General features: G+C 64.7%; 23 protein-coding genes. 18 read left to right on the top strand and 5 right to left on the bottom strand.

Annotated elements, in window-relative coordinates; translation table 11 throughout:
* Window positions 1–71: 71 nt before the first annotated feature.
* Window positions 72–923, top strand: coding sequence for a flagellar motor stator protein MotA (gene motA / locus KUO17_RS05075; RefSeq protein WP_217974042.1), 852 nt, complete (start codon window positions 72–74; stop codon window positions 921–923).
* A gap of 3 nt (window positions 924–926) precedes the next feature.
* Window positions 927–1,925 (top strand): flagellar motor protein MotB, encoded by a 999-nt coding sequence (gene motB, locus KUO17_RS05070; RefSeq protein WP_217974041.1) that lies wholly within the window; start codon window positions 927–929, stop codon window positions 1,923–1,925.
* A 67-nt stretch (window positions 1,926–1,992) separates the two neighbouring features.
* Here motB and KUO17_RS05065 read toward each other — a convergent pair whose 3' ends face one another.
* Window positions 1,993–2,451 (bottom strand): toll/interleukin-1 receptor domain-containing protein, encoded by a 459-nt coding sequence (locus KUO17_RS05065; RefSeq protein WP_217974040.1) that lies wholly within the window; start codon window positions 2,449–2,451, stop codon window positions 1,993–1,995.
* A 473-nt stretch (window positions 2,452–2,924) separates the two neighbouring features.
* Between KUO17_RS05065 and KUO17_RS05060 the strand changes: the two genes are divergently transcribed.
* Entirely contained in the window at window positions 2,925–3,152 is a 228-nt protein-coding gene (locus KUO17_RS05060; RefSeq protein ID WP_217974039.1) for a hypothetical protein, read from the top strand.
* Between the two features lie 147 nt (window positions 3,153–3,299).
* The gene (locus tag KUO17_RS05055) at window positions 3,300–3,587 is read left to right on the top strand and encodes a DUF3077 domain-containing protein (protein ID WP_217974038.1); all 288 of its coding nucleotides are present in this window, start codon (window positions 3,300–3,302) and stop codon (window positions 3,585–3,587) included.
* A 3-nt stretch (window positions 3,588–3,590) separates the two neighbouring features.
* On the opposite strand, the gene rsgA is transcribed toward KUO17_RS05055, so the two are convergent.
* Window positions 3,591–4,622: a small ribosomal subunit biogenesis GTPase RsgA gene (gene rsgA / locus KUO17_RS05050; protein WP_217974037.1), complete on the bottom strand. Its 1,032-nt coding sequence runs from the start codon at window positions 4,620–4,622 to the stop codon at window positions 3,591–3,593.
* A gap of 101 nt (window positions 4,623–4,723) precedes the next feature.
* On the opposite strand from rsgA, the gene orn reads away from it, so the two are divergent.
* Window positions 4,724–5,266, top strand: coding sequence for an oligoribonuclease (orn, locus tag KUO17_RS05045; RefSeq protein WP_217974036.1), 543 nt, complete (start codon window positions 4,724–4,726; stop codon window positions 5,264–5,266).
* A 90-nt stretch (window positions 5,267–5,356) separates the two neighbouring features.
* Window positions 5,357–5,968 (top strand): trimeric intracellular cation channel family protein, encoded by a 612-nt coding sequence (locus tag KUO17_RS05040; RefSeq protein WP_217974034.1) that lies wholly within the window; start codon window positions 5,357–5,359, stop codon window positions 5,966–5,968.
* Window positions 5,969–6,077: 109 nt separating this feature from the next.
* Here the strand turns inward: KUO17_RS05040 and queG are convergent, their stop codons facing one another.
* Window positions 6,078–7,145, bottom strand: a complete 1,068-nt coding sequence (queG, locus tag KUO17_RS05035) for a tRNA epoxyqueuosine(34) reductase QueG (RefSeq protein ID WP_217974033.1) — start codon at window positions 7,143–7,145, stop codon at window positions 6,078–6,080.
* A 64-nt stretch (window positions 7,146–7,209) separates the two neighbouring features.
* Here queG and KUO17_RS05030 point away from each other — a divergent pair, with 64 nt between their 5' ends.
* The 12 genes from KUO17_RS05030 (at window position 7,210) to KUO17_RS04975 (ending at window position 21,640) form a co-directional block, all read left to right on the top strand.
* Complete coding sequence (locus tag KUO17_RS05030) at window positions 7,210–8,070, top strand: NAD(P)H-hydrate dehydratase (RefSeq protein WP_217974032.1); 861 nt, start codon at window positions 7,210–7,212, stop codon at window positions 8,068–8,070.
* Window positions 8,058–8,528: a tRNA (adenosine(37)-N6)-threonylcarbamoyltransferase complex ATPase subunit type 1 TsaE gene (tsaE, locus tag KUO17_RS05025; RefSeq protein ID WP_217974031.1), complete on the top strand. Its 471-nt coding sequence runs from the start codon at window positions 8,058–8,060 to the stop codon at window positions 8,526–8,528. The genes KUO17_RS05030 and tsaE overlap by 13 nt, the downstream gene beginning before the upstream one ends.
* A 3-nt stretch (window positions 8,529–8,531) precedes the next feature.
* Window positions 8,532–9,956 carry an N-acetylmuramoyl-L-alanine amidase gene (locus KUO17_RS05020; protein WP_217974030.1) on the top strand — a complete coding sequence of 475 codons (1,425 nt, stop codon included), beginning with the start codon at window positions 8,532–8,534 and terminating at the stop codon, window positions 9,954–9,956.
* On the top strand, window positions 9,953–11,848 hold the full coding sequence (gene mutL / locus KUO17_RS05015; RefSeq protein ID WP_217974029.1) for a DNA mismatch repair endonuclease MutL: 1,896 nt from the start codon (window positions 9,953–9,955) through the stop codon (window positions 11,846–11,848). The genes KUO17_RS05020 and mutL overlap by 4 nt, the downstream gene beginning before the upstream one ends.
* Window position 11,849: 1 nt before the next feature.
* Entirely contained in the window at window positions 11,850–12,824 is a 975-nt protein-coding gene (miaA, locus tag KUO17_RS05010; RefSeq protein ID WP_217974087.1) for a tRNA (adenosine(37)-N6)-dimethylallyltransferase MiaA, read from the top strand.
* Window positions 12,825–12,916: 92 nt separating this feature from the next.
* A complete protein-coding gene (gene hfq / locus KUO17_RS05005) occupies window positions 12,917–13,177 on the top strand; it encodes an RNA chaperone Hfq (RefSeq protein ID WP_043863535.1) in 261 nt (86 codons plus the stop codon).
* Between the two features lie 12 nt (window positions 13,178–13,189).
* The gene (gene hflX, locus KUO17_RS05000; protein WP_217974028.1) at window positions 13,190–14,521 is read left to right on the top strand and encodes a ribosome rescue GTPase HflX; all 1,332 of its coding nucleotides are present in this window, start codon (window positions 13,190–13,192) and stop codon (window positions 14,519–14,521) included.
* A 66-nt stretch (window positions 14,522–14,587) separates the two neighbouring features.
* Complete coding sequence (hflK, locus tag KUO17_RS04995; RefSeq protein WP_217974026.1) at window positions 14,588–15,754, top strand: FtsH protease activity modulator HflK; 1,167 nt, start codon at window positions 14,588–14,590, stop codon at window positions 15,752–15,754.
* On the top strand, window positions 15,754–16,623 hold the full coding sequence (gene hflC, locus KUO17_RS04990; protein ID WP_217974025.1) for a protease modulator HflC: 870 nt from the start codon (window positions 15,754–15,756) through the stop codon (window positions 16,621–16,623). The genes hflK and hflC overlap by 1 nt, the downstream gene beginning before the upstream one ends.
* 277 nt (window positions 16,624–16,900) lie before the next feature.
* Window positions 16,901–18,088 carry an ATP phosphoribosyltransferase regulatory subunit gene (locus KUO17_RS04985; protein WP_217974023.1) on the top strand — a complete coding sequence of 396 codons (1,188 nt, stop codon included), beginning with the start codon at window positions 16,901–16,903 and terminating at the stop codon, window positions 18,086–18,088.
* Between the two features lie 54 nt (window positions 18,089–18,142).
* Entirely contained in the window at window positions 18,143–19,432 is a 1,290-nt protein-coding gene (locus KUO17_RS04980; protein WP_217974021.1) for an adenylosuccinate synthase, read from the top strand.
* Between the two features lie 273 nt (window positions 19,433–19,705).
* Window positions 19,706–21,640: a methyl-accepting chemotaxis protein gene (locus KUO17_RS04975; RefSeq protein WP_217974019.1), complete on the top strand. Its 1,935-nt coding sequence runs from the start codon at window positions 19,706–19,708 to the stop codon at window positions 21,638–21,640.
* A 114-nt stretch (window positions 21,641–21,754) separates the two neighbouring features.
* Here KUO17_RS04975 and KUO17_RS04970 read toward each other — a convergent pair whose 3' ends face one another.
* Window positions 21,755–23,320 carry an ABC transporter permease gene (locus tag KUO17_RS04970; RefSeq protein WP_217974018.1) on the bottom strand — a complete coding sequence of 522 codons (1,566 nt, stop codon included), beginning with the start codon at window positions 23,318–23,320 and terminating at the stop codon, window positions 21,755–21,757.
* Window positions 23,320–24,333: an extracellular solute-binding protein gene (locus KUO17_RS04965; protein WP_217974017.1), complete on the bottom strand. Its 1,014-nt coding sequence runs from the start codon at window positions 24,331–24,333 to the stop codon at window positions 23,320–23,322. Before KUO17_RS04965 ends, KUO17_RS04970 begins: the two co-directional genes overlap by 1 nt.
* Window positions 24,334–24,338: the final 5 nt, after the last annotated feature.

Genomic DNA, 24,338 nt, shown 5'->3' with positions numbered 1-24,338 from the left:
CGATAAGTAGAAGAAGAGTTTTACGAACTTGCGCCCCCGACCCTGACCACGACAGTAAGTGCTTCCAATCTATGGCTAAAATTATCGGCATCATCGTCGTATTCGCGAGCGTGCTTGGCGGATATGTTCTTTCTCACGGCAAGATCGCGGCACTGATTCAGCCTTTCGAAGTGCTGATCATCGGTGGTGCGGCCTTCGGTGCGTTCCTGCAGGCCAACCCCAGCTACATGACCATGCATGTGATCAAGAAGTCGCTGAGCATGTTCGGTTCGCGCTTCTCGCACACCTTCTATATAGAAGTGCTGGGCCTGGTCTACGAAATTCTCAACAAGAGCCGCCGCGAAGGCATGATGGCGATCGAGGGCGACATCGAAGACGCCTCGGCCAGCCCGATCTTCGCCAAGTACCCGGCGGTGCTCAAGGATGACCGCATGACCGCGTACATCTGCGACTACCTGCGCATCATGTCCACCGGCAACATGGCCCCGCACGAACTCGAGGGCCTGTTCGACATGGAGCTGCTGAGCATGAAGGAAGAGCTCGAGCATCCGTCGCACGCCGTCACCGGCATCGCCGACGGCATGCCCGGCTTCGGTATCGTCGCGGCGGTACTGGGTATCGTGGTGACCATGGCCTCGCTGGGCGAGGGCGACCAGGCGTCCATCGGCCTGCACGTGGGGGCGGCGCTGGTGGGTACCTTCTTCGGTATTCTGGCGGCGTACGGCTTCTTCGGCCCGCTGGCCACCTCCCTGGCCCACGATGCCAAGGAAGAGGTCAACGTGTACGAGGCGATCAAGGCGTCGCTGGTGGCGTCGGCGTCCGGCATGCCGCCGTCGCTGGCCGTGGAGTTCGGTCGCAAGGTGCTGTACCCCAAGCACCGTCCGAGCTTTGCCGAGCTGGAACAAGCAGTTCGCGGTCGCTGATCCATGGAAAACAATCAGCCGATTATCATCAAGCGCGTCAAGCGCTTTGGCGGCGGCCACCACGGCGGCGCCTGGAAGATCGCGTTCGCCGACTTCGCCACGGCGATGATGGCGTTCTTCCTGGTGCTGTGGTTGCTGTCGACCGCCACACCCGAGCAGAAGATCGCCATTGCCGGCTACTTCAAGGACCCGATCGGGTTCTCCGAGAGCGGTACGCCGTACATCATCGACCTGGGTGGTTCGCCCGAGCTTGCGCCGGAAAAGACCATCAACCCCGAGGTACAGTCCGAGCCGACGCCTGACACCAGCCTCCAGATGGACCAGGACAAGGTCGAGACCATGGCCGAGCAGGTCGAGAAAGAGCGCCTGAATCTGTTGCTGCAGGAGTTGCAGAACAAGGTCGAAGAAAACCCGCAACTGCAGAAGTTCAAGGACCAGATCCTGTTCGAGATCACCCAGGACGGTCTGCGCATCCAGATCATGGATGCCGAGAACCGGCCGATGTTCGACCTGGGCAGTGCGCGCCTGCAGCCGTATTTCGAAGACATCCTGCTGGCCATGGCCGACACCATCAAGGCGGTGCCGAACAAGATCAGCATCAGTGGCCACACCGATGCCAAGCCGTACGCCGGCACTGGTGACTACGGCAACTGGGAGCTGTCGGCCAACCGGGCCAACGCGGCGCGTCGTGCGCTGGTTGCCGGTGGCTACCCGGACCCGCAGGTGGCGCGTGTGGTGGGCTATGCGTCCTCGTCGCTGTTCGACCGCGAGCACCCGTTCAACCCGGTGAACCGTCGTATCGACATCATCGTGCTGACCAAGAAGGCGCAGCGCAACATCGAAGGCGAGCAGACTTCGCCGGCGACCCCGGACGCTGCACCTGAGCCTGGTGCGGCACCTGCGGTGCCGGCCCCCGAGCCGATGCAGCCGCGCGAGTTGCGCGAGAAGCTGAACATCTTCGAGGATGGCGTGTTGAAGATGGACGAGCCCAAGCAGCCGTAGAACGGCTGTCGGCGGCGCCCGCCCGGAGTGATCCTGGCGGGCCTTGTGCTGTGTGGGCGTTGGCATTTCAGTAACCGCGCCCGATGCTGGCCTTGAGCTCGGCATGGAACCGCTGTGCGCTGTCCTCGGCGCCGGTGCCGTGCAGTCGGCCCAGTGTGTGCTCCAGGCGATAGGCGCTGATGAACAGGTCCAGGTCCCAGGCGTGGGCCATTCGCGGCCACGCATGGAGGTAGCCGGGGGCATCCGGAGCGGCCAGCTGGAACGTGCTCACGCGGCGTTCGACGGCGCAGGCCACACCCAGCGCGAAGGGTACCCACCAGGCGTTGCAGGTGTTGCTGGACACCAGCGCGATCAGGTGTGTGCAGTGGTGCAGGTTGCGCCGCACCCGTGCACTGACGGTGCAGGCATCGTCGGCCGGGGTGTCGATGGCTTCAAGGCAGGTGGTGACACCTTCCAGGCGCAGGTGCTCGCTGATGGCCAGGGCGGCGTCCAGGTCGGTGCGGCAGTAGAGGAGTGAGACGGGCATCCGGGTGTCCCTTGGTGGAGGCAGTGTTCAGGGCCGGGCTACCTTTGATGATTACGGCCCCTGGTGCAAGTCACTGGATGGAATCAGGACGTTGCCTACGCGACCAAGAGAAAGGGCTTACAAGTTTGTTGCAGCCCCTGCCACCTTCGCCGGCAAGGCCGGCTCCTACAGGGCTGTGGATGACAAGAATCTTCGGAATTTCCCTATTCCCTGTAGGCTCCTTCCCAATCATACTTTTGCCGCTTTTCAGCCATTGCGGTGGTCACGGTAGGGCTCTAGTCTCAGGTGGTCGTTGACACTCAGCGACCGGTTTTGACAGGCCGATCTTATCGTGGACATGCAAGCGCTTATGGCGACTGTGCGTGGGGCACACTCGTGTGCGCCGAGTCCCGGTGATCGGTCTGTCAACCCGCGTACAGTTGCCACCCATTTGTTTGACAGCAGATGTGGGCGACTCCACCACCGGAGGTCCCATGCTGAAAATCGTCCCCGATCCACCGCATCACATTCATCTCTCCCTTGAGGACATCCTCGTCCAGGTATCGGAGTACCTGTCCTGCGCACTCACCGTGACCCAGCAGGCGGTGCAGTTGCATGCCAAACCACCCCAGTTGCAGTTGAGCATGGCGGCCATGCACGAGATCGAGCATGCGCGCAGCCTGCTTGAAATGGCCCTGAGCAAGGTTCAGGTCAGGCACTGATCGCGAGCGCTTCGCGCTCGTTCGCTGGCAAGCCAGCTCCCACAGGTAACCCGCCGCCCTCAAGATGAGCGCTATCCCTGTGGGAGCTGGCTTGCCAGCGAAAGCGTCGGAACAGTCAATGAAAGGTGTTCTTCGGGAGATTCACGAATGGAAAACGATTCAGTCTTCGTCACCCTGGGCGTGGGCACCTTCGGTGAAGGTGAGGGCGGGCCAACCGCCGAGTGCCTGTTTCGCGTACAGCCCGGCCACAATGCCGACTACGCGCTGGAGCAATCGGCCCTGCTGCTCAGTTGCGCCTGCAAGCTCACCCTGCAAGCCGGTATCGAGCCGGACGGTAAGCTGATCTGGGCGGCGCATTACCTGACCGGTATGTCCAAGGCGCTGGTCGAGGATGTGGCGCACGCGATGTTCACCGAGCAAACGCGTGCGCCATGACCGTCAGTAGGTGTCCTGCGGCAAGCTGGCAATGATCGAGCGGTAGCTGTTCATGCGCTGCTGCTGCACGCGCCCGTCTTCCAGCGCCTTGAGCAGCGCGCAACCTGGCTCGCGGTCATGCTTGCAGTCACGGAAGCGGCAGGTGCCGATCAGGTCGTTGAACTCGATGAAGCCGGCTTCGACATCCGCACGGCTCACATGCCCCAGGCCAAACTCGCGAATACCCGGCGAGTCGATCAGCTCACCGCCCCCCGGGAAGTGATACAGGCGTGCGGTGGTGGTGGTGTGCTGGCCCTGGCCCGACCACTCCGACAGCTCGCCCACGCGGGTGTCGACATCGGGCAGCAGGCTGTTGACCAGCGACGACTTGCCCACGCCAGACTGGCCGACGAACACGCTGATGTGCCCATCGAGCAGCGTTTGCAGCTGCTGCATGCCGTCACCGTGGTGCGCCGACACTTCCAGCAACGGATAACCCAACTGACGGTACACCGCCAGCAGCGCATTCAGCGCCGGCGCATTCTGCTCGTCGATCAGGTCGGCCTTGTTCAGCAGCAGCAACGGGCGAATGCCGGCATGCTCGGCCGCCACCAGGTAGCGGTCGATCAGGTTGGCATGCGGCTCGGGCGCCGGTGCGAACACGATCACGATCAGGTCGACGTTGGCCGCCACCGGCTTGAGCTGACCACGGCTGTCGGGGCGGCACAGCTCGGTATGGCGTGGCATCTGCGCCACGATCACGCCAATGCCCTGGTTGCCGGCGCGCCACACCACCTTGTCGCCGGTGACCAGCGCCGGCAGGTTGGCGCGCAGGTGGCAACGGAACACCTGGCCCGCCACGTCGCCGTCCTGGGCCTCGACTTCGACCTGTACGCCAAAGTGCGCAATCACCAGGCCCAGTTGCTCGGCGCCCAAATCACCGCCTTCAAGGGTGTCCAGCGTGTGCTGTTCGCGTTTGGCAGCGCGGGCGGCGCGCTCACCCTGGATTTTTTCGATGCGCCAGTTCTGGCGGCGATTGAGCTGGCGTTTGGCCATGAAAGTCTCGTGTCGTTAAAGCAAAGCGTGTGAGGGTGCAACGGCGTCGAGTCTAGCACGCCCCACTAGGCTAAACTGCGCACCTACCGAGGAGCATAACCATGCAGAATCCACAAAACCTGATCTGGATCGATCTGGAAATGACCGGCCTGGATCCGGACAGCGACGTCATCATCGAGATGGCCACCATCGTCACCGACAGTGACCTGAACACCCTGGCCGAAGGCCCGGTGATCGCCATCCACCACAGCGATGAAGTGCTGGCGCGCATGGACGAGTGGAACACCCGCACCCACGGCGGCTCGGGCCTGACCCAGCGCGTGCGCGAGAGCAAGGTCAGCATGGCCCAGGCCCAGGCCCAGACCATCAGCTTCCTGGAGCAGTGGGTGCCCAAGGGCAAGTCGCCGATCTGCGGCAACAGCATCTGCCAGGACCGCCGTTTCCTGTACCGCCACATGCGCGAGCTGGAGAACTTCTTCCATTACCGCAACCTGGATGTCTCGACCCTCAAGGAACTGGCCGCGCGCTGGGCCCCGGAGGTACGCGACAGTTTCAAGAAGGGCGGTACGCACCTGGCGCTTGACGATATTCGCGAGTCGATCGCCGAACTGCGTCACTACCGCGAGCACTTCATCAAGTTCTGACCCGGGTTGCGTCAACAATCGTTGGCGCGCCCCCTTTTGGTGCCTGAGGCAACTGGGTAGACTGCGCGCCTCTTTGCACGGACCTGCACCATGTTGTTGATGCTCTACTTGATTGCCATCACCGCCGAAGCCATGACTGGCGCGTTGTCGGCTGGCCGGCGCGGCATGGACTGGTTCGGCGTGGTGCTGATCGCCTGCGTCACCGCCCTGGGGGGCGGTTCGGTGCGTGATGTGCTGCTGGGGCACTACCCGCTCACCTGGGTCAAGCACCCGGAGTACCTGGTGCTGACCAGCGTGGCGGCGTTGACCACCATCTTCATCGCCCCGCTGATGCGCCACTTGCGTTCATTGTTCCTGGTGCTCGATGCGCTGGGGTTGGTGGCCTTTACCCTGATCGGCTGCATGACGGCACTGGAAATGGGCCAGGGCATGCTTGTGGCGTCGATCAGCGGCGTGATCACCGGGGTGTTTGGCGGGATTTTGCGGGATATCTTCTGCAACGATATTCCGCTGATCTTCCGGCGCGAGCTGTATGCCAGCGTGTCGTTCCTGGCCGCGTGGTTCTACCTGGGCTGTGTGTACTTCAAGGTGCCGGGTGAGCAGGCGATTCTGCTGACGCTGTTTGGCGGGTTCCTGATCAGGTTGCTGGCGATCCGCTTTCACTGGGAAATGCCGAAGTTCCAGTACAACGACGAGCATTGATCTATCGCCGGTGCTGGCCTCTTCGCTGGCAAGCCAGCTCCCACAGGGTTATGCCGCGCACCCAAGACCCTGTGGGAGCTGGCTTGCCAGCGAAGGCCGCGCCGCCGCTCTAGGCGCGTGCCGCATGCTGGCGCAACGCCCACTCCACATGCTCCCTCACCAGCTCCGACGGATACTCGCGCCGCGCCTGCAGTGCCTCCAGCACCGGTATGGTGGAGGGCGCATTGCCCAGCCCCACCGCCAAGTTGCGCAACCAGCGTTCGTACCCCGCCCGGCGCAGCGGCGAGCCTTCGGTGCTGGCCAGGAAGCGTTCTTCATCCCACATGAACAGCTCGGCCAGCCCGGCATTGTCCAGCCCATGGCGCGGCTTGAAGTCCGCCTCGCCGGTCGGCCGCGCAAAGCGGTTCCACGGGCACACGATCTGGCAATCGTCGCAACCGAACACCCGATTGCCGATCAGCGGCCGCAGCTCTTCGGGGATCGCGCTCTTGAGTTCGATGGTCAGGTACGAAATGCACCGGCGCGCATCCAGCACATAGGGCCCCACGAACGCCTGGGTGGGACAGATCTCCAGGCAGGCGCTGCAGCGCCCGCAATGCTCGGTGGCCTGGGCCTCGTCCACCGGCAGCGGCAAGTCGACGAACAATTCGCTCAAAAAGAAGTAGCTGCCGGCCTTGCGGTTGAGCAGCAAGGTGTTCTTGCCGATCCAGCCCAGCCCGGCCTGTTCGGCGATGGCCTTCTCCAACACCGGTGCGCTGTCGACGAAGGCGCGAAAGCCGAACGGCCCGATGTCTTTCTGGATGCGCTCGGCCAGGTGCTGCACGCGCTTGCGCACCAGCTTGTGGTAGTCGCGGCCCAGGGCGTAACGCGAGATGTAGGCTTTTTCAGGCTGGGCCAGCAACTGCGCCATCTGCGTGTCACCGGGCAGGTAATCCATGCGCAGCGACACCACGCGCAAGGTACCCGGCACCAGCTCGTCCGGGTGCGAGCGTTTGCTGCCATGCGCACCCATGTACTCCATCTCGCCGTGGTAGCCCTCGGCCAGCCAGCGTTCCAGGTGTTGTTCGTGCTCGCCCAGCTCCACGCCGGCAATGCCGACGTGCGCGAAGCCCAGTTCACGGCCCCACTCCTTGATGGAATGGGCGAGGGCAGGTAGATCGATCAGGGGAGCAGACATGCGAAATAGGGCAACGGTGACTCAGGTGCGTATAATTCTGCCAGACATCGGAGCCGAACGACGCATGCCTCAGACCAAACACCCTGCAAATCAGCCGCAATTACTTACCCGCGTGACGCTGGCGAGCCTGGCGCCGCGCGCGCACGCCGCGCACAAGGGCGATTTCGGCCATGTGCTGGTGGTGGGCGGTGACCGTGGCACGGGCGGTGCGGTGCTGCTCAGTGCAGAAGCGGCGTTGCGTTGCGGCGCCGGCCTGGTCTCGCTGGCTACCCGCAGCGAACAGCTGCCGGCAGCGCTGGCACGCCTGCCCGAGGTGATGAGCCTGGGCGTGCACTCGGCCAATCAGTTGATGGCGCCGATCGAACGCGCGTCGGTATTGGTGGTCGGACCTGGGCTGGGGCAGGCCGCCTGGGGGCGCAGCCTGCTCTCGGCGGTGGTGGGTGCGCCGATTGCGCAGGTGTGGGATGCCGATGCACTCAACCTGCTGGCACGCGCACCGTTGCCGCTGGCGCCGGGCAGCATCATCACGCCGCACCCGGGGGAGGCCGCGCGCCTGCTGGGGATCTCTACCGAGGCGGTGCAGGTCGACCGCCCCGGTGCTGCGCGCAAGCTGGCGCGCAAATACGCCGCCGTGTGCGTGCTCAAGGGCGCAGGCACGCTGGTGGCAAGCCCGGCCGGGCAACTGGCGCTATGCGACCGCGGCCACCCGGCCATGGCCGGTGCGGGCCTGGGCGATGTGCTCAGTGGTGTGCTCGCTGCCTTGCTGGCCCAGGGCATGCACGCCTGGGATGCTGCCTGCCTGGGCGTGTGGCTGCATGCCTGCGCCGGTGAGCGGTTGGGCGTACAGGGCCGGGGGCTTGCCGCCAGCGACCTGGTACCGGCGATTCGACAAGTTTTGGAGGAGCATTCAGCGTGTCAGGTGTAACCCTGTTTCTGGTCGACGAAGCGGCCATGGTCGCCTTCGGCCACCGTATCGCCAGTGTGACCCAAGGTCACGGCGTGATTTTCCTCGAGGGCGACCTCGGGGCGGGCAAGACGACCCTGTCACGGGGCATCATTCGTGGGCTGGGGCACGCGGGTGCGGTGAAAAGTCCTACCTTTACCGTGGTTGAGCCCTACGAGATTGGTGACATTCGTGCCTTCCATTTCGACCTGTATCGACTGGTCGATCCCGAGGAGCTCGAGTACATGGGCATTCGTGATTACTTCGAAGGCGACGCCTTGTGCCTGTTCGAATGGCCCGAGAAAGGGGCGGGCATTTTGCCAAAGCCTGACCTGACCATTACCATAAGCCCCCAGGCGGGCGGTCGTTCGCTGAACTTGTCGGCGCAGGGTTCGCGCGGTGAAGCCTGGTGTGCCGCTCTGGCCTTGGAATTCAATTAGAAAATGGGGATAGGTATGCGCTTTCGCGCACTGGTTGGCGTTGTAGGACTGTTGATGATGGCAGTCACGGTGGACGCCTTCGCGATCACGCAAGTCAAGAGTGTCCGTCTATGGCGTGCGCCAGACAACACACGTCTGGTGTTCGACCTCTCGGGCCCCGTGCAGCACAGTGTGTTCACCCTGTCCGCACCGGACCGGCTGGTGATCGACATCAATGGCGCGACGCTGGCCGCGCCCCTGAATGTGTCGACCTCCAACACCCCGATCACCAGCGTGCGTTCGGCGCAGCGCACGCCCACCGACCTGCGCGTGGTCATCGACCTGAAAAAGTCGGTCACGCCCAAGAGCTTTACCCTGGCGCCCAACGCGCAGTACGGCAATCGCCTGGTGGTCGACCTGTTCGACCAGGAAGCCGATGCCACGCCGCCGCCCCCGACGCCGTCGGTGGCCACCACCCCGGCCGTGCCGGTGACCCCGGCACAGCCGGCGATCAAGCTGACCCCGGTGCCCAACGGCAAGCGTGACATCGTGATTGCCATCGACGCCGGTCACGGCGGTGAAGACCCCGGTGCCTCGGGTTCGCGTGGCCAGCATGAAAAAGACATCGTGCTGGCCATCGCCAAGGAACTGCAGCGCCAGATCAACGCTGAAAAAGGCTTCCGCGCCGAACTGACGCGTACCGGCGACTATTTCATCCCGCTGCGCAAGCGCACCGAGATCGCCCGCAAGAAGGGCGCCGACCTGTTCATTTCGATCCACGCCGACGCCGCGCCGTCCAAGGCCGCCTTCGGCGCCTCGGTGTTCGCCCTGTCCGACCGTGGTGCCACCTCCGAGACCGCGCGCTGGCTGGCCGACAGTGAAAACCGCTCCGACCTGATCGGCGGTGCCGGCAACGTCAGCCTCGATGACAAGGACCGCATGCTGGCCGGGGTACTGCTGGACCTGTCGATGACCGCCTCGCTCAGCTCCAGCCTGAACGTGGGGCAGAAGGTGCTGGGCAACATCGGCCGGGTCACGCCGCTGCACAAGCGTCGCGTCGAGCAGGCCGGGTTCATGGTGCTCAAGTCGCCGGACATTCCGTCGATCCTGGTGGAAACCGGGTTCATCTCCAACGCCAACGAAGCCTCCAAGCTGGCCACCGCCAGCCACCAGCAGTCGCTGGCGCGCTCGATCCACAGTGGCGTGCGCCAGTTCTTCCAGCAGAACCCGCCGCCGGGTACCTACATCGCCTTCCTGCGTGACAGCGGCAAGATCGCCCAGGGGCCGCGCGAGCACACCGTGCGCCCGGGTGAAACCCTGGCCATGATCGCCGTGCGCTACCAGGTCAGCGTGGCCAGCCTGCGCAGTACCAACGGGCTCAAGACCGACGAATTGAAAGTCGGCCAGAACCTCGATGTACCGGCCACCACCCTGGCTGGCCAGCCATGAGCAGCAGCGCCCGCATCGAGCTGCTCAGCCCGCGCCTGGCCAACCAGATCGCCGCCGGCGAGGTGGTCGAGCGCCCGGCCTCGGTGATCAAGGAACTGCTGGAAAACAGCCTCGACTCCGGTGCCCGGCGCATCGACGTCGAGGTCGAGCAGGGCGGCGTCAAGCTGCTGCGGGTGCGTGACGATGGCAGCGGCATCACCGCCGAAGACCTGCCGTTGTCGCTGGCCCGTCATGCCACCAGCAAGATCCGCGACCTTGAAGACCTCGAGCGGGTAATGAGCCTGGGCTTTCGCGGTGAGGCGCTGGCGTCGATCAGTTCGGTGGCGCGCCTGACCCTGACCTCGCGTACCCGTGACGCCGAGCAGGCCTGGCAGGTGGAAACCGAGGGCCGCGACATGGCCCCGCGTGTCCAGCCCGCCGCGCACCCGGTGGGCACCTCGGTCGAGGTGCGCGACCTGTTCTTCAATACCCCGGCGCGGCGCAAGTTCCTCAAGACCGAAAAGACCGAGTTCGACCACCTGCAGGAAGTGATCCGGCGCCTGGCGCTGGCGCGTTTCGACGTGGCCTTCCACCTGCGCCACAACGGCAAGAGCATCCTCAGCCTGCATGAGGCCCACGACGACACCGCCCGCGCGCGCCGCGTGGCGTCGATCTGCGGCCCGGGCTTCCTGGAGCAGGCCCTGCCCATCGAAGTGGAACGCAATGGCCTGCACCTGTGGGGCTGGGTCGGCCTGCCGACGTTTTCGCGCAGCCAGGCCGACCTGCAGTACTTCTTCGTCAACGGCCGTGCGGTGCGCGACAAGCTGGTCGCCCACGCGGTACGCCAGGCCTACCGTGACGTGCTGTTCAACGGCCGGCACCCGACCTTCGTGCTGTTCCTGGAGGTCGACCCCGCCGGCGTCGACGTGAATGTGCACCCGACCAAGCACGAAGTGCGCTTTCGTGACGGGCGCATGGTGCATGACTTCCTCTACGGCACCCTGCACCGTGCGCTGGCCGATGTGCGTCCGCAGGACCATCAGGGCGCCCCGGCTGCCGCGCCTGAGCAGGAGCGCCCCAGTGGCCTGCAGGCCGGCGAGTTCGGCCCCCAGGGCGAAATGCGCCTGGCCGCCAACCTGCTCGAACAGCCCCAGGCGCAGCCGACGCTGCAGCCTGCCGGCAGCGGTGCGGGCGCCGGCTATCAGTACCCGTACACCCCGCGCCCGGCCCAGGCCTTGCCCGCGGCCGAAGCCCAGGGCGTGTACCGTGAGTTCTTCGCCCCGTTGCCTGGGGCCGAGCCGAGCAGCCTGCCCCAGGGCCAGGGCGATATTCCGCCGCTGGGCTACGCGCTGGCGCAGCTCAAGGGCATCTATATCCTCGCCGAAAACGCCCAGGGCCTGGTGCTGGTGGACATGCACGCTGCTCACGAACGCATCATGTACGAGCGCCTCAAGGTGGCCATGGCCAGCGAAGGCCTGAGCGGCCAGCCGCTGCTGGTGCCCGAATCCCTGGCCCTCAGCCAGCGCGAGGCCGATTGCGCCGAAGAGCACGCCGCGTGGTTCCAGCGCCTGGGCTTCGAGTTGCAGCGCCTGGGCCCGGAAAGCCTGGCGATCCGGCAGATCCCGGCACTGCTCAAGCAGGCCGAGGCCAACCGCCTGGTGCAGGACGTGCTCGCCGACCTGATGGAGTACGGCACCAGCGACCGTATCCAGGCGCACCTGAACGAACTGCTCGGCACCATGGCCTGCCACGGCGCGATTCGCGCCAACCGGCGTCTGGCCCTGCCTGAAATGAACGGCCTGCTGCGCGATATGGAAAACACCGAGCGCAGCGGTCAATGCAACCATGGCCGACCGACCTGGACCCAGATGGGCCTGGACGATCTGGACAAACTGTTCCTGCGCGGTCGCTGATATGGCAGTTCGCAATCCCCCGGCCATCTTCCTGATGGGCCCCACCGCCGCCGGCAAGACCGACCTCGCCATCGAGCTGACCAAGGTGCTGCCGTGCGAGCTGATCAGCGTCGACTCGGCGCTGGTCTATCGCGGCATGGACATCGGTACCGCCAAGCCCTCCCGGGAGCTGCTGGCGGCGCACCCGCATCGGCTGATCGATATTCTGGACCCGGCGCAAAGCTATTCGGCCGCCGATTTTCGGCGTGATGCGCTGCAGGCCATGGGCGAAATCACCGCGCGCGGCAATATTCCGCTGCTGGTGGGCGGCACCATGCTGTATTTCAAGGCGTTGCTGGAGGGCCTGGCCGACATGCCGGCGGCCGATGCGCAGGTGCGTGCCGAGCTTGAAGCCGAGGCCGCCCGCCTGGGCTGGCACGCGCTGCACGCACAATTGGCCGAGGTCGACCCGGAGTCGGCGGCGCGCATTCACCCCAATGATCCGCAGCGGCTGGTCAGGGCGCTGGAGGTGTACCGGGTCAGCGGCATGACGATGACGTCACATCGCCAGCGTCAATTGGCGCAAAGTAGCGTCGCAGGCGCTTCGGCGCATGAACAATTGCCCTATACTGTCGCCAGCCTGGCAATCGCCCCGCAGGACCGGCAGGTGCTGCATGCGCGAATTGCGCTACGATTTGAGCAAATGCTGGAACAGGGCTTCGTTGACGAGGTCCGATCGCTGCGTGCCAGAAGTGACTTGCATGCAGGGCTACCGTCTATACGGGCAGTCGGTTATCGCCAGGTCTGGGATCACCTTGATGGCAAGTTGAGTGCGGTTGAAATGCAGGAGCGCGGCATCATTGCCACCCGCCAGTTGGCGAAGCGGCAGTTTACCTGGTTGCGCAGTTGGGCCGATCTGCACTGGTTGGACAGCCTGGCTTGCGACAATCTGCCGCGCACCTTGAAATACCTGGGAACGGTCTCCATATTGGGCTGAGTCCCTGCAATTGCCGTCTACGCTTGGGTGGGGCGGCCAAAGCCATCAGATTTCTTGATTTTTTATTATTGATCCTTACAGGAGTGCGGCATATGTCAAAAGGGCATTCGCTACAAGACCCTTACTTGAATACTTTGAGAAAAGAGAAGGTCGGTGTTTCGATCTATCTGGTCAACGGCATCAAGCTGCAAGGCACGATCGAATCGTTCGACCAGTTCGTGATCCTGCTGAAGAACACCGTCAGCCAGATGGTCTACAAGCACGCGATCTCGACAGTGGTGCCGGTTCGTCCGATCCGTCTGCCAAGCGCAGCCGATGCCGAACAGGGCGACGCTGAGCCAGGTAACGCCTGATAGGAGTCTGCTTTGTTCTTTGAGCGCCACGGTGGTGGTGAACGGGCGATCCTCGTTCACTTGGAAGGTCAGAGCCCTGAGGCGCGCGAAGACCCGCAGGAGTTCCGTGAGCTGGCCTTGTCGGCCGGTGCCGACATTGTCGCGTTCGCCAATGTGGCGCGACACCAGCCTACCGCCAAGTTCCTGATTGGCAGCGGCAAGGTCGAGGAGTTTCGCGACCTGGTCAAAGCCGAACAGGCCGATTTGGTCATTTTCAATCACACCCTCACGCCCAGTCAGGAACGTAACCTCGAACGCGTTTTCGAGTGTCGCGTGCTTGACCGCACGGGTCTGATTCTCGATATCTTCGCCCAGCGCGCCCGTACCCATGAAGGCAAGCTGCAGGTCGAACTGGCCCAGCTCGAGCACATGAGCACGCGCCTGGTGCGCGGCTGGACTCACCTGGAGCGGCAGAAGGGCGGTATCGGCCTGCGTGGGCCGGGTGAAACCCAGCTCGAAACCGACCGGCGCCTGCTGCGGGTTCGCCTGCGCCAGATCAAGGGGCGCCTGGAGAAGGTGCGCAGCCAGCGCGAGCAGGCACGCCGCGGGCGCAAGCGCGCAGATATCCCCTCGGTATCGCTGGTGGGCTACACCAACGCCGGCAAGTCCACCCTGTTCAATGCCCTGACCCAGTCCGAGGTCTACGCGGCCGACCAGCTGTTCGCCACCCTCGACCCGACCTTGCGCCGGCTCGAGCTGGATGACGTCGGGCCGATCGTGCTGGCCGACACCGTGGGCTTCATTCGTCACCTGCCGCACAAGCTGGTCGAGGCATTTCGGGCTACGCTCGAAGAGTCGAGCAACTCCGACCTGCTGCTGCACGTGATCGATGCCCACGAGCCGGACCGCATGGAGCAGATCGAACAGGTCATGGCGGTACTGGGCGAGATCGGTGCCGAAGGCTTGCCGATCCTCGAGGTGTATAACAAACTCGACCTGCTCGAAGGGGTCGAGCCGCAGATTCAGCGCGATGCCGACGGCAAGCCGCAGCGGGTCTGGGTCTCGGCCCGTGACGGGCGTGGCCTGGAGCTGGTGGGGCAGGCCGTCGCCGAACTGCTGGGGGATGATCTTTTCATCGGCACCTTGCGCCTGGAGCAGCGTTTCGCGCGGTTGCGCGCGCTGTTCTTCGACCTCGGTGCGGTGCAGAGCGAAGCACATGACGAAGACGGCAACACCTTGCTGGCGGTGCGCTTGTCCCGGGTCGAGTTCAATCGCCTGGTGAGCCGCGAGGGGATGAAGCCGCTGGAGTTCATCGAGCAACACACTTTGCAATACAAGCCTGACCTCGCGGTCGGGCAGCCGTGACAGGCATTCTGTAGCATTGGACGGCGCGCCGTGGGCGCGTCTTTGCTTTATCAGATGGAGAGCGCTATGGCTTGGAATGAGCCGGGTGGCAACTCGAACAATCAGGATCCTTGGGGTGGGCGCCGTGGTGGCGGCGACAAGAAGGGTCCACCGGATCTCGACGAGGCCTTCCGCAAGCTGCAGGATAGCCTGAACGGCATGTTCGGCAGTGGCAAGAAACGGGGCGGCGACAGCGGCTCGGGCAAGGGTGCCGGCTTGGGTCTGCTGGGTATCGGCCTGGCCGTGCTGGCGGCTATCTGGCTGTACAGTGCCGTGTATGTGGTCGACGAGCAGGAGCAGGCCGTGGTGCTGCGCTTCGGCAAGTACTACGAGACGGTAGGGCCGGGCCTGAACATCTACTTCCCGCCGATCGATCGCAAGTACATGGAAAACGTCACCCGTGAGCGTGCCTATACCAAGCAGGGGCAGATGCTGACCGAAGACGAGAACATCGTCGAGGTGCCGCTGACCGTGCAGTACAAGATCACCAACCTGCAGGATTTCGTGCTGAACGTCGATCAGCCTGAAGTCAGCCTGCAGCACGCCACCGACAGTGCCCTGCGCCATGTGGTGGGTTCCACCGCGATGGACAAGGTGCTGACCGAAGGCCGTGAGCAGATGGCCGTGGAAATCAAGGAGCGCCTGCAACGCTTCCTCGATACCTACCGCACCGGTATCACCGTGACCCAGGTCAACGTGCAGAGCGCGGCAGCCCCGCGTGAAGTGCAGGAAGCCTTCGACGACGTGATCCGTGCCCGTGAAGACGAGCAGCGTGCGCGCAACCAGGCCGAGTCCTACGCCAATGGCGTGGTGCCAGAGGCCCGTGGTCAGGCGCAGCGCATCATCGAGGATGCCAATGGCTACCGCGATGAAGTGGTCTCGCGTGCCAAGGGTGAGGCTGACCGCTTCACCAAGCTGGTCACCGAGTACCGCAAGGCCCCTGAGGTGACCCGTCAGCGTCTGTACCTGGACACCATGCAGGAAGTCTACAGCAACACCAGCAAGGTGCTGGTATCGGGCAAGGACGGTCAGAGCAACCTGCTCTACCTGCCGCTGGACAAGATGATCGACAGCCGCCGCAGTGGCAGCGCGCCGGTCACCAGCGCAACGCCGTCGGCCAATGACGCCGCCAACCGTGCCGCCGCAGACCTGCAACAGCAACAGCGCGAGACGCGCTCCAGGGAGAGCCGCTGATGAGCAATAAATCCCTGATCGCCGTGATCGTCGCCGTGGTGCTGGCGATCGTCGCCTGGAACAGCTTCTACATCGTGGCCCAGACCGAACGTGCCGTGCTGCTGCAATTCGGCCGTGTGGTACAGGCCGATGTCCAGCCTGGCCTGCATGTGAAAGTGCCGTACGTGAACCAGGTGCGCAAGTTCGACGCGCGGCTGATGACCCTCGACGCCCCGACCCAGCGGTTCCTGACCCTGGAGAAGAAAGCGGTGATGGTCGATGCCTACGCCAAATGGCGCGTGCAGGACGCCGAGCGCTTCTATACCGCTACCTCGGGTATGAAGCAGATCGCCGACGAGCGCCTGTCGCGTCGTCTGGAAAGCGGCCTGCGCGACCAGTTCGGCAAGCGCACCCTGCACGAAGTCGTGTCGGGTGAGCGTGACGCGCTGATGGCTGATATCACTGCCTCGCTGAACCGCATGGCCAGCAAGGAGCTGGGTATCGAAGTGGTCGACGTTCGCGTCAAGGCCATCGACCTGCCCAAGGAAGTCAACCGCAGCGTGTTCGAACGTATGAGCACCGAGCGTGAGCGTGAAGCTCGCGAGCACCGCGCCAAGGGTAACGAGCTGGCCGAAGGCATCCGTGCCGACGCCGATCGTCAACGCCGCGTGTTGCTGGCCGAAGCCTATCGCGAGTCGGAAGAAACCCGTGGTGATGGCGATGCCCAGGCAGCGTCCATCTACGCCAAGGCCTACGGCCAGGACCAGGACTTCTATGCGTTCTACCGCAGCCTGAAGGCCTACCGCGAAAGCTTCGCCGACAAGAGCGACGTACTGGTACTGGACCCGAGCAGCGAGTTCTTCCGCTTCATGGGCAAGACCAAACCGTAAGCATGCACACCCCGCCCGGCGGCTAAAACGTCGGGCGGGGTGCCCCCGCGAGAAAACGGGTGTATGATGCGGCAGCCGGGAAATTCCCGGCTTTTTTGCGTCTGCAAGATCGATTGGCCCGCAAGGGCCGCAGGCTTGTGGCGCGACCCAGGATCTAAGAGGGTATTGGCACGGCGGTTTCGCTGGAATCAGCGCTGCCCGTCATTGTCTGCCGATACCTGCTTCACTCAAGGCTCGCCCGTGGGCAGGCCGCCCGGACCATAGGGGAAATGGCGTAATGGCAACGGTAGACCGCTGGCTGCTGCCAGATGGCATCGAAGAAGTACTGCCACCTGAGGCGGCGCGTATCGAAATCGCGCGTCGTCAGGTGTTGGACCTGTTCCAGAGCTGGGGTTACGAGTTCGTCGTGACCCCGCATATCGAGTACCTGGAATCGCTGCTCACCGGTGCCGGCCAGGACCTGGACCTGCGTACCTTCAAGGTGATCGACCCGCAGTCGGGCCGGCAGATGGGCTTTCGTGCCGACATCACGCCACAGGTTGCGCGCATCGATGCGCACACCCTGCGCCGTGAAGGGCCGAGCCGCCTGTGCTACGCCGGCAGCGTGCTGCACGCCCAGCCGCGTGCCCTGTCGACCTCGCGCAGCCCGATCCAGCTGGGCGCCGAGCTGTACGGCGATGCCAGCCCGGTCAGCGACGTCGAGGTCATCAGCCTGATGCTCGGCATGCTGCAACTGGCCGATGTGCCGGATGTGCACATGGACCTGGGGCATGTGGGGATCTACCGCGGCCTGGCGCGTGCCGCCGGGTTGTCCGGTTCGGTCGAGCAGCAGCTGTTCGATGCCCTGCAGCGCAAGGCCATCGACGAAGTGATTGCGCTCACCGCCGACCTGCCGGCCGACCTTGCCGGCATGCTGCGCGCGCTCACCGAGCTGTGTGGCGGGCGTGAAGTACTGGAGGCGGCACGCGTACGCCTGGGCCGAGCGCCGGCGGCGGTGCTGGCAGCGCTGGATGACCTGCTGTCGATTGCCGAGCGGCTGTCGGCGCGTTACCCCGAGCTGCCGTTGTACTTCGACCTGGGCGAACTGCGTGGTTACCACTACCACACCGGTGTGGTGTTTGCCGCGTTCGTCCCGGGTGTCGGCCAGTCGATCGCCCAGGGCGGTCGCTATGACGACATCGGCGCGGACTTTGGCCGGGCGCGCCCGGCCACCGGTTTCTCCACGGATTTGAAGACCCTGGTCACACTGGGGCGAGCCGAGGTGGTGTTGCCGTCTGGCGGGATCTGGATGCCCGACAGCACCGACGCAGCACTTTGGCAGTTGGTCTGCCAATTGCGCAGCGAGGGTCAGCGGGTGGTACAGGCCTTGCCTGGGCAGCCGCAGGCCGCCGCCGTCGAGGCGGATTGCGATCGGCAATTGATTCAGCAAAACGGGCTTTGGCAGGTTCTGCCGCTGGCCATTTGAGATTCCCCGCCGGTATGAGCCGGCGCCAAGTTTGCGCGAATGAGGACAAGTGTTATGGGTAAGAATGTCGTAGTCCTGGGCACCCAATGGGGTGATGAGGGCAAAGGCAAGATCGTTGATCTGCTGACCGAACATGCTGCCGCCGTAGTGCGCTACCAGGGTGGCCACAACGCGGGCCACACCCTGGTGATCGACGGTGAGAAGACCGTACTGCATCTGATCCCGTCGGGCGTGCTGCGCGAAGGCGTGCAGTGTCTGATCGGCAACGGCGTGGTGGTTGCACCGGATGCCCTGCTGCGCGAGATCACCAAGCTGGAAGAGAAGGGCGTACCGGTGCGCGAGCGCCTGCGCATCAGCCCGTCCTGCCCGCTGATCCTGTCCTTCCACGTCGCGCTGGACCAGGCTCGTGAAAAGGCCCGTGGCGAGCTGAAGATCGGCACCACCGGTCGCGGCATCGGCCCGGCCTACGAAGACAAGGTCGCGCGTCGTGGCCTGCGTGTGGGCGACCTGCTCAACATGCCGCGCTTCGAGCACAAGCTGCGTGAGCTGGTGGACTACCATAACTTCATGCTGGTGGGTTACTACAAAGAGCCCGCCATCGAGTTCGAAAAGACCCTGGCCGAGTGCAAGGAATACGCTGAGCTGCTCAAGCCGCTGATGCTGGATGTCACTGCCGAGCTGCATGAACTGCGCCGCGCCGGCAAAGACATCATGTTCGAAGGTGCCCAGGGCTCGTTGCTCGACATCGACCACGGTACCTACCCGTACGTGACCAGCTCCAACACCACCGCCGGTGGCGTTGCGACCGGTTCGGGCGTTGGCCCGATGTTCCTGGACTACATCCTGGGCATCACCAAGGCCTACACCACGCGCGTAGGTTCGGGCCCGTTCCCGACGGAGCTGTTTGACGACGTCGGTGCACACCTGGCCAAGCAAGGTCACGAATTTGGCGCAACCACCGGCCGTGCTCGTCGTTGTGGCTGGTTCGACGCGGTCATCCTGCGCCGTGCCATCGATGTGAACAGCATCTCGGGCATCTGCCTGACCAAGCTGGACGTGCTCGACGGCCTGGAAACCATCAACATCTGTGTCGGTTACAAGGATGCAGAAGGCAAGGACGTTGCGCCGACTGACGCCGACAGCTACGTGGGCCTGCAGCCTGTATACGAAGAAGTGCCAGGCTGGAGCGAGTCGACCGTGGGTGCCAAGACCCTGGAAGAACTGCCGGCCAATGCCCGTGCCTACATCAAGCGCGTGGAAGAGCTGATCGGCGCGCCGATCGACATCGTTTCCACCGGCCCGGACCGCAACGAGACCATCGTGCTGCGTCATCCGTTTGCCTGATTCGCTGTAGGCAGTCGAAAACGCCGTTGCCCCTTTGGGGCAGCGGCGTTTTTTTTTGGCCCCTTCGCTGGCAAGCCAGCTCCCACAGGGATAGCACTGATCTTGAGGTCGGTGGAGCACCTGTGGGAGCTGGCTTGCCAGCGAAAGGGCCATAACGGTCACTCCTGGCGATGTATTTGACCAGTATGCCTGCTGTTCGGCACGACCTTTGCTGTAAGAATCCCCTTATAGGTGCCATCACTATAATGGCCCCGCGATGTGGAGGGTTCTTTTGTGTCGGCCGTACTCTCATTGTTACGAAGCCGCCTGTTGCGGCCTGTGTTTGTTGCCTTGGGTATCGCTCTTTTGGTGCAGGTGCTGGTCGCGGTCGCGCTGACCCGGAGCACGGTGACTGCACTGGAAGCCGATTTGGGTGAGCGTCTGGGCGCCGACAGCCAAAAACTGTCAGCCGAACTGGAGCAGGCCGGGCGCGAGCTCAGCTCGGGTCTGGACAGCCTTTCGGCGAGTACGCGCGAGCGTTTGAGCGCCGGGCTGTCGGCGCGTCTCGAAGAGGAGCAGGCGCAGTTGCGCGCCAGCCTGCAGAAAAACCTCAAGGAGTCGGCCAACGACATGGCCGAGCTGCTGGCCTCCGTTGCCCCGCGCGCCATGTGGGATAACGATGTGCCGGCGCTGTCGGAGTTCTCCCGGCGCGCCCAGCGCAATCCCAACGTGCTGTTCGTGGTCTACGACGACGCCCAGGGCCAGCACCTTACCCGCTACCTGAACCGGCAGAACCCGATCAACCAGGCCCTGCTGGAAAAAGGCCAGGGCGAGCGTGCGCTGGACCGGGTGCTGGACGCGGCGCGCAACGACCCGGGGGTGTACATCATCGAGGCACCGATCAACCCCAACGGCGCCGAGATCGGCAAGGTGGTGATGGGCGTCTCGACCGCCGCAGTGGAGACTGAACTCAAGGCCCTGGACGGACGTTTCTCGACGCTGATCGCCAGCGCCGGGCAATTGGTGGGCGATAGCCTGGTGGGCGCCGCGGCAGACAGCAACAAGGCCCTGGGAGCCCGCTTGCAGGCGGCCCAGGCGAGTGCGGCGGGCATGCAGGCCAACACCTCGCAGACCGTGCAGCAAGCGGCGGCAACCCTGCGCTGGAACATCGGCCTGGGCCTGGCACTGGTGGGCCTGGGTGTGCTGCTGGTCGTGGCCGTGGTGCTCGGGCGCCGGGTGTTGAGCAAGTTGCGCTTGCTGATTGCCGCACTCAATGACCTGGCGGCCGGTGAAAGCGACCTGACCAAGCGTGTCCAGATCGACAGCCGCGACGAGATCGGCGACATGGCGGCGGCGGTCAACCAGTTCGTCGACAAGTTGCAACCGATCGTGCGCGAAGCCGGAGAAGTGGCGCAGCGCACCGGGGTCGAGATCGGCACCATGGCGCAGCACAATGCCGGCGCCGATGCGGCCGCGGCCTCCCAGCGCGATGAAGTGGCCGAGAGCCTGCGTGCGCTGTCGAGCATGGCCGATGAGGCCCAGGCTGAAAGCCATGCCATGCAGGCGGCGTTGCAGCAGGTGGTCGACATTCGCCAGGCCACCGATGAGAACAGCCGTACTTCTGCTCAGGTCGCCAAGCTGATCGAGGCGCTGGCCGGGCAGGTGGGCGCCGGGGCCAAGGTGATCGAGCGGCTGGCCGAGCAGAGCCAGCAGATCGAAGTGGTGCTGGAGGTGATTCACGGGATTGCCGAGCAGACCAACCTGTTGGCGCTCAATGCGGCGATCGAGGCGGCGCGAGCCGGTGAGACCGGGCGCGGGTTTGCCGTGGTGGCCGACGAGGTGCGTGCACTGGCGAGCAAGACCCAAAGCTCCACGGGCGATATCCAGGCGCATATCGGTGCCTTGCAGCAGGGCGCGCGCGAAGCGGTGGCGGCGATCAGCCAGGCCGGGCGCCAGGCCAGCGAAGGGCTGACGGTGCTCAAGGACAATGCGCGGCTGCAGCAGTCGGTGCAGGTGTCGGTGGAGCAGGTGCATGCGGCGATTGGCCTGGCCACGCGCGCGGCCGAGCAGCAGGCGCAAGGGGCGCAGGCGGTACGCGGTCGGGTCGAGACGATTCATGCGCAGGCCGAGCGCGCGGCGCAGGTGGTGATGCAGACCACGGCCAGCAGCAAGGTGCTGGACGACCTGGCGGCGCAGTTGAAGGCCAGCCTGGGGCAGTTCCGGGCCTGAGGTCAGCTGTACCGGCCCCTTCGCTGGCAAGCCAGCTCCCACAGGTTCTCCACTGCCCTTGAATACAGTGGGTTCCTGTGGGAGCTGGCTTGCCAGCGAAGGGCGCGACGCGGTCTAGGCCCGGTTCAGGTACATCCGCGTCGTCAGCAGATACACCGGCAACCCCGACACCAGAATCAGCAGCGCCGCATAGGGCGCCGCTGCCGCGAACTCGACGTTGGCGGTATGCGCCCACACCTCGGTCGCCAGCGTGGTCATCCCGGTCGGGCTGAGCAGCAGGGTCGCCGTCAGCTCCTTCATCGCATCCAGGAACACCAGCGCAAACGCCGCGGCCAGTGCCGGGAAGATAATCGGCAGGGTTACCCGGCAGAACGCCTTGAACGGTGTCGCCCCCAGGGTTCGCGCCGCCTCTTCGAGCTGCGGCGCCGCCTTGGTCAGTGCCGTGCGCACCGGTGCCTGCGCCAACGGCAGGAACAGCAGCGCATACGCCAGCAGCAACAGGCCGGTGGTCTGGTACATCGCCGGCACATAGTGCAGCGCGAAGTACACCAGGGTCAGCGCAATCACCAGCCCCGGCAGCGCATGCAACAGGTACGGCAGGCGTTCGGCCCAGATCGCCAGGCGGCCCTTGTAGCGCACCACCAGGAAGCTCACCGGCAACGCCAGCAGCAGGCTCACCCCGGCACCGCCCAGTGCCAGCGACAGCGACGAGAACAGCGCCCGGCTGATGTCGGCCACCGGGAACGCCGCCGACGAACCCACGCTCAGCCAGTACCCCAGCATGCCCAGCGGGATGCCGCTGCCCAGCACCGCCAGCAGCAGGCAACTGAGCTGGCCCAGCAGGCTCCAGCCGCCGAGGCGGATCGGCTTGGCACGGCGCGCCACACCCTGGCCGATGCGCACGTGGCGGGCCTTGCCGCGCACCCGCAGTTCCAGCCACAGCATCAGCAGGCACATGAACAGCAGCACTGCCGACAGCATCGCCGCATTGGCGTTGCTGAACTCCAGTTCGAACTGCTGGTAGATCGCGGTGGTGAAGGTCTGCAGGCCCAGAATCGACAGCGCGCCGAACTCCACCAGCATGTGCAGGGCGATCAGCAGGCTGCCGCCCAGAATCGACGGCCACAGCAGCGGCAGGGTGACCCGGCGGAACACGCCCCAGCGGTTGTAGCCCAGGGTGCGCGCCGACTCCTCCAGCGAGGTGTCGAGGTTGCGCAGGGTGGCGGCCACCGGCAGGAACACCAGCGGGTACTTGGACAGTGCCATCACCAGGATCGCTCCGCCCAGGCCTTCGAAGCGCGGGCTCAGCGAGACCCAGGTAAAGCCGCTGACGAACGCCGGCACGGCGAACGGCAGGCACAGGATCACGCCCCACAGGCGGCGCCCGCGCAGGTCGCTGCGCTCCAGCAGCCAGGCCAGGGCCAGGCCGACCACCGCGCACGCCACAGTGACCCCGGCCATCAGCAGCAGGGTGTTCTTCATCAGGCCCCAGACGAAGGGCCGCCACAGCAGGTACAGCGCTTCGCGCCAGCCGGCCTGCCAGGCCTTGAGCCCGACATACAGCAGCGGCAGCAGGCTCAGCCCCACCAGCAACAGCACCGGCAGCACCACCCAGATCGAGGGGCGCTTGCGCCGGGGTACAAAGCGCGGCAGGGCCGGCGCAGGCAGTACGGCGTCCATCAGAGCAGGCCGACCTCACGCTCGAGTTCCAGGGCTTCTTCGGCGTTACCCAGGTCTGCCGGGGTGATTTTCGGCGGGCGCAGGTCTTCGAACGGCTTCAGGCCCTGGTCGGAGACCATGCCCTTGTGCAGCGGGTACTCGGCGGTGGTCTGGGTGATCACGCGCTGGCCTTCTTCGCTGGCCATCCACGCGAGCAAAGCCTGGGCTTCCTTGGGGTGTTTGCTGGCCTTGACGGCGGCGGCGCTGGAGATGGTCACCAGGCCACCGACGTCGCCGTCGGCCAGGTAATACAGTTTGGAATCGAGTTGGCCGCGCTCTTTTTTCAGGGCGTACCAGTAGTAGTTGTTCACCAGTACGGCCGCGACTTCACCGTTCTCCACCGCTTTGAGGGCGACCATGTTGTTGGTGTAGGTCTTGCCGAACGCCTTGAGGCCGGTCAGCCATTCTTCGGCGGCTTCACGCCCGTGCAACTTGAGGATGGCCACGGCCTGTTCCTGGAACGCGCCACTGGTGGGCACGAAGCCGACCTTGCCGTCCCACTCGGGGTCGGCGAAGTCCATGACCGAGGCGGGCAGGTCTTTCTCGTCGATCACCTTGGGGTTGAAGGCGACCACACGGGTGCGCGCTGTCACGCCCATCCAGGTGCCATTACTGGCCACGTATTCCTTGGGCAGCACCTGCAGGGTGGTATCGTCGATCTTGGCCAGCAGGCCCAGTTGACCGAGGTTGTTCAGCGGCGGGGATTCTTCGGTGTAGATGACGTCGGCGGGCGAACGCTCGCCTTCTTCGATGATCTGGCTGGCCAGCTGGTTGCTGCTGCCCTTGCGGATATTGATGTGGATACCGGTCTTGGCCTCGTAGGCCTTGGCGATGGCTTCGCCGATTTCCTTGTGCTGGCCGTTGTACAAGGTCAGCGCCACCGGGTCGGCCGCCATGGCGGCGGGTGCGCCCAGTACCAGGCTGAAAACGGAAACGGCCAGGCCGCGCAGAATCGGGTTAGAGCGGATCGTCATGCGGG

It is taken from the genome of Pseudomonas aegrilactucae (assembly GCF_019168305.1).
Classification (GTDB): Bacteria; Pseudomonadota; Gammaproteobacteria; order Pseudomonadales; family Pseudomonadaceae; genus Aquipseudomonas; species Aquipseudomonas aegrilactucae.
This window is presented reverse-complemented; position numbering and strand designations above follow the sequence as displayed.